The 5,710-nt window shown below is 69.8% G+C and carries 4 protein-coding genes; all 4 read right to left on the bottom strand.

The features are described from left to right. Positions 1 to 457 precede the first annotated feature (457 nt). Positions 458 to 922 (bottom strand): SRPBCC family protein, encoded by a 465-nt coding sequence (locus D7V93_RS36465; protein WP_147451526.1) that lies wholly within the window; start codon positions 920 to 922, stop codon positions 458 to 460. Between the two features lie 663 nt (positions 923 to 1,585). After that, positions 1,586 to 3,748, bottom strand: coding sequence for a peptidase domain-containing ABC transporter (locus D7V93_RS36470; RefSeq protein WP_341870985.1), 2,163 nt, complete (start codon positions 3,746 to 3,748; stop codon positions 1,586 to 1,588). Between the two features lie 41 nt (positions 3,749 to 3,789). Further along, positions 3,790 to 4,728, bottom strand: a complete 939-nt coding sequence (locus D7V93_RS36475; RefSeq protein ID WP_120647745.1) for an efflux RND transporter periplasmic adaptor subunit — start codon at positions 4,726 to 4,728, stop codon at positions 3,790 to 3,792. Positions 4,729 to 4,809: 81 nt separating this feature from the next. Further along, positions 4,810 to 5,538, bottom strand: coding sequence for an RND family efflux transporter (locus tag D7V93_RS36480; protein WP_158623943.1), 729 nt, complete (start codon positions 5,536 to 5,538; stop codon positions 4,810 to 4,812). Between the last annotated feature and the right edge of the window lie 172 nt (positions 5,539 to 5,710).

Consider the following 5,710-nt stretch of genomic DNA (forward strand, 5'->3'; position numbering starts at 1 on the left):
ACCGGCCGGCCTTCAACAGCTCGACGACCCGCTCACGGAACTCCGGCGGGTATGGGGGGCGTGACTTCGGCATCGTGGGACCCTTTTCGCACAGCGGATGGGACTCCACGAAACCGGGGCAACTTCACACCGCGCGCTCTCGCTCTCCACTGACTTCAGCTGACCCGTCCGGGCCGCGCTTTCGTCAGGGGCTGTCAGCCTGGGAAGGAAGTCGGCTGGGACCTCCGGCCGGCGCCACCGCGCGCAGGAGATCGCTGCGTCCCAGAAATCCTCGAAGCACGGCACCGCCTCGCCGCCCACCCCGCGCGACAGCCGCCCACGAACACGATCCTGGTCTCGTCGCCACGGTCGTCGTGAGAGAACCGGGCGACGAGCGTCCCTTCCCGGAAGACCTCATCGTGATCATCGCCGAAGGGCTCGTGGTCCCGGGTCACATGCTTGACGGTCAGGCGCGACATCAATGCGAAGCGTGCGCTTCACCCTGACCGCTGGCCCACTGGCGCGCCTCGCGCTCCAGCTTGTCGAGCGCCCCGTTCCAGCCATTGATGCAGTCGTCGCGTTCCTGTTCCGACTGAAGGCCCTCGTGGACGAGCGTCAGCTGCGTGCCCCCCGATTGCTCGTCGAAGGTGACGGTAACTTGGGAGGGGCCACTCTTTTCGATCTCCCAGGTGAAAGACACCTTCCGGCCGGGCTCGAGCGCTCGGAATTCACCCGTGAAGTCGTAGGTGTCACCGTTCGGCGCATGGGTGAGGACCCGATACCTGCCGCCAACGCGGAGCTCGAACGTCCGCACGTCGCTTGTGTCGCCGGCATTGGGGCCCCACCAGACGGCGACCTTCGTGGGGTTCACCCAGAAATCGAACGCCTCACCGGCGGTGGCGGAGATTTGCCGTTGGAGCGTGAGGCTGTGCGGACGAGGCATCGTGTCCCTCCGGGGGCGGGTGAACGAACCCAACAGTGTTCATTGTTCATCGTCGCCACAATGCAAGAGAGGAGGCCGGTTGCTCGCCAGGCACCCGTGTCCTTGCTCCGGCCGCATCCGTCCAGGACGCCTGGAAGCGCGTCCTGGCCCGTGCAGGATGTCTTCAGGCGCGGCCCGACGGGGCAGCCCCTGGACCACCTCGCGGATCCGCGCGTTCCCTCAAGCGGGGACGGCGGCGGGCCCCCAGAAGGAGAGCCTCTGCTTGGCCGCGACGGTGGAGGAGCCGAGGAAGCAGGGGACGGCGCGGGTGGATGGGGGCGGGCTGTTCAAGCAGGACGTTCATGCTGGACGTGTTCGCCTGTCCGCGGGCCCCCCAGCAGGCGTGATGCTGAAGCTGGCGCAACCGCTGTCAACACGCCCCAACTCCCTGCTTCTCTTCTCAATCGAGGACGGCCAGGGCAGGGGTGTGCCCCAAGGGGTTGCACCGTCCCGTGGACCCGCGCGGCGCGCGGCCTTGCTGGTCCCGGCAGCGGCCCTTCTCGGCCCCTCCGCTCCAGCCCTCACCCTCAACACAGAGGAAGCGGCGGTTTCTCAAGAGAGTCGCCGACAATGGCGGCGAAGAGACCTGCGTTTCAATCCACCCGGCGCGCTCCAGGCTGACGCTCACCGGAGCTGGGCAGCCACCAGTGCCGCGTAGGCGCCACCCCGCTCCAACAGCTCGCCATGGCCGCCCGCCTCCACCAGTTGCCCATCCTCCATGGTGAGGATGAGATCCGCCCCCACCACGGTGCTCAGCCGGTGCGCGATGACGATGCGCGTGCAGTGCAGCCCGGCGAGGGCCTCCTGCACCCGGAACTCCGTGATGGAGTCCAGCGCGCTGGTGGCCTCGTCCAGCAGGAGGATCGCGGGCTTGTTCACCAGGGCCCGCGCCAGGGCGAGGCGCTGCCGCTGCCCTCCGGAGAGGGAGGAGCCGTGGTCCACGAGGATGGTCTCGTAGCCCATCGGCATGGCGAGAATCTCCTCGTGGAGCTGGGCCAGCTTCGCGGCCTCCACCACCGACTCCAGGGGGAGGGTGGGGTCCGCCAGCGAGATGTTGGCCCGGATGCTCGTGCCGAAGAGGAAGGTGCTCTGCATCACGATGCCAAGCTGCTGCCGCACGGAGCGCAGCTCCATCCCGAGCAGATCCTTTCCGTCGTAGAGGACCCGGCCCGAGGACGGGCGGTGCATCCCTAGCAGCATGCGGGCCAGCGTCGTCTTGCCGGCCCCGGAGCGCCCCACGATGGCGACGAGCTGGCCCGGCTGGACCTCCAGCGACACGTCCTGGAGCGACATCGCTCCCTCACGCCCATAGCGGAAGGACACCCGCTCCAGCGTGATGCCGCCTCGCAGCGCGGGCGCGGGCGACAGCAGCCCCCGCTCCGCCTGCTGCTCCCGAGGCGCTTCCATGACGTCGTTGATCCGCGCCAGGTAGGACCCCAGGAGCTGGAACTGGAGCACGGTGGAGACCAGACTGGACAGCGGCACCAGGAACCCGAGCGCGAGCGCGTCGAGGCTCAGCATCACCCCCAGACTCATGTGCCCGTCGAGCACCTGCATCGCACCGAAGCAGAGGATGAGCAGGGGCGACCCCAGGCGCAGCATGCCCATGATCGACTCCGTCATGGCGAGGAGGCGGCCCCGGGCCAACGACACGTTCAGCACATCCACGAAGAGGTTGGACCAGTGCTCCAGCACCCGCTGCTCGCACCCCGTCGCCTTCAGGGTTTCCATCCCCGCCAGCACCTCCACCTGATACGCCTGCGCTCGCGCCTCCGTCTCCAGGTTGCGCGCCATCAGCTCACCCTGCCTCCGGCGGGACACGACGAAGACGGCGGCCTGCGCCAGCCCCAGCCCCACCACCAGGAAGCTCATCGGCGGGCTCGCCACCATCAGGATGAGCAGGTAGCCGAGCACCAGCGTCCCGTCGATGATGCCCGACAGGGCCCCGGAGGTCAGGAGCTCGCGCGCCGTCGAATTGCTGTTGAGCCTGTTGCTCAGGTCTCCGGCCGACCGCTGCTGGAAGAAGGCGTGGGGCAGCTCCAGGAGGTGCTCCATGAAACCCAGCGTCACCCGCGCGTCCATCTCCGTGCGCAGGTGCAGCAGCAGGTGCGCGCGCACCAGCGACGCCAGGAAATGGAAGAGCAGCAGCCCTACCGTCCCCGCGAGCAACACCCACAACAGCGGTGCGTCTCCCCGGGGGATGACCTGATCGGTGACAGCCCCGATGAGGACCGGGGGGCCCAGCGCGAAGAGCTGCACCATGACCGACGTGGCGAGGATGCGTCCCAGCAGGCCCGAGTGGGCCAGCAGGTGGCGGAAATACCGCGAGACCTGGCTGCCCCCGCGGGTGGACGGCAGGAACGTCTCCGACGGCTCCAGCACGAGCGCCACGCCCGTGAAGTGCACCCGGAACTGCTCCAGGGACAGAGACCGACGACCAATGGCCGCGTCCACCAGCTCCACCCTCCGTCCGTTCAGCCGTTCGAAGACGACGAAGTGGTTGAAGCTCCAGTGCAGGATGGAGCCCGGCTCCAGGTACTCCAGGTCCTCCACGTCGATGCGCACCCCCCGCCCCCTCAGGCCGTAGCGCCGGCCACAGTCGAGGATGGCCAGCGCGCTGATCCCTCCGCTGGAGCTGATGCCCATCGCATCCCGCACCTCGCTCAGGGACACGTCCTTGCCATGGTAGCCCAGCACCATGGCGAGGCAGGCCGCGCCGCACTCCGCGGCGCTGAGCTGCTGGACGTAGGGGACGCGCCGACGGCGGGCCTCACCCAGCCGCCGCAACGCGGGGAACCTGCTCAGCAATGAAGAAGGGGGCTCGGACATCACTGGGGCAGCAGCGCTCGCAGCCCGGGAACAAGCAACAAGAGGATGGGCTCCGCGCGAACCCGGATGTCCGCTGTGCCCAGCATGCCATCGAAGTATTCGAAGCGGTGGCCGCCCGCCTGGAAATACCGGCTCGGTGGGTGGGCCCGCACCATCACCACCGCACCCTGGACCGTCAGACTTTCCGACAGGCCCGGTCCCAGATAACGCTGGACCTCCTGCGGTCCTATCAGCTCCTCACCCACCTCGGTGATCTCCAGCTCCTGGTACGCATGTGAGAAGCCCTGGAGCTCCAGCCGGAGCAAGCCGCCCTCGGCCAGCAGGGGGCGGTAGCTCCCAGGCACCAGCGCGGTCACCGACGCGGGCGCGTCCTCCCGCGCAATCGCTACCACCACGTCGCCCTGTTCGAGGTGCTGGCCGCGGCGGATCCGCACGTCCGTGACGACCCCCGCCTCCGGGGCCCTCACGGTCCAGGCCTCCAGCCGTGCCCGCGCCAGGTCGCGCTGCGCCCGCAGCGGCGGCAACGACTGGCGCGCCGACTCGTCGCCCAGGTCCCGCATCCGCCGCATCAGGAGCTGCTCGAACTCCCGGTCGAACCGCTGGAGCTCCGCCAACTCCTGCATCGCCACGAATCGCGCCAGGACCTGCCCCGCGACCACCCGCTGCCGCGGTCGGACCTCCACCGAGGCCACCGTCCCCGAGACAGGCGCGGGCACCTCCCGCTTTCCCTCGAACCTCACCACCACGGGGCCACTCGCGTACTCGGACACCGGGACCCACGCGACGAAGGCGAGCACGAAGACGCAGGCCGCCGCCAGCAGCCAGAACACGCTCTGGAGCCAGGCCGGGGAGAGCCGGAGCACATCTCCGCGCGCCTCCGCGGCGGTGTAGTGCTGGACGGCCTCCGCCCTGAACAGCCCCGGGTCATTCTCAGACAAGACAGACACCCCTCACGACGAGCACCGCGAGCGTACCCGCAGGGCCCCCGCCCCACCAAGCCGCATGCCGGACGGGGGACGTCATGGCTCGAGTGGCGCCCCGCGCTCCGCCGCCAGGGACATCGCCCCGCGCGCCTCCAACGGTGTCACCCGTGCCTCGGCGCCCACGACGACGCCTTCGAGGGACCCGCCCTCGGTGCCCAGCGAGGCCAGGGCGAAGATCATCTCGGAGGCCGCATCCACCTCCGGCGAGACACTCTCGACGCTTCCCGTGAACGCCCGGCCCAGTCCCGGCAGCTCCACGCGAACCCGCGCCCCGGGAACCACCGCCCCCAGTCGCTCCACGGGAAGGGCGAAGCGCACGCGGGCAGGCCCTGTCCTGCTGAGCCGCAGGATGGGGGCCCCCGCCCTCACCGCCGCGCCCGGGTCCAGCGACCGCTCCACCACCCGTGCGTCGAACGGCGCCAGCAAGACGCCCTCCGCCAACCGCTGCCGACGCTGCTCCAGCACCGCCTGCTGCTCCTGGATCGCCGCCTGTCCCGCCTTCAGCCGGTTGAGGGCGATCTTCTCCTGGTGCTGGACCGCGGCCAGCTCGTCCTCGGGGAACGTACCTGGGGCGGCACGGAGCATGCGGGCCAGTCGTGCGCTCGCGGCTGCCTGCTCCAACTCGAAGCGGACTTCCTCGATCCGCGCCGCCGCCAGCCGCGCCTTCGCCATTTCCACATCCTGCTGGAGCGCGTGCAGGTCGAGTTGTCCCAGCACGGCACCCGCGGCCACCACGTCCCCGACCTGGACCGTGAGCCGCTCCATGCGCCCCTCGAAGGGTGCGCTGAGCTCCACATGCTCGCGGGCGACGACCACGCCCAGGAAGGCGTCTTGCGAAACCCCGGAAGGGGAAGGGGAGGCAGGTGCCACCGGGGGACGCGACCGGGAGGCCGGCGCTCCTGCGCGTCCTGGCCCCCAAACCCTGGCGGCCCCCAGC

It is taken from the genome of Corallococcus llansteffanensis (assembly GCF_003612055.1).
Lineage (GTDB): Bacteria > Myxococcota > Myxococcia > Myxococcales > Myxococcaceae > Corallococcus > Corallococcus llansteffanensis.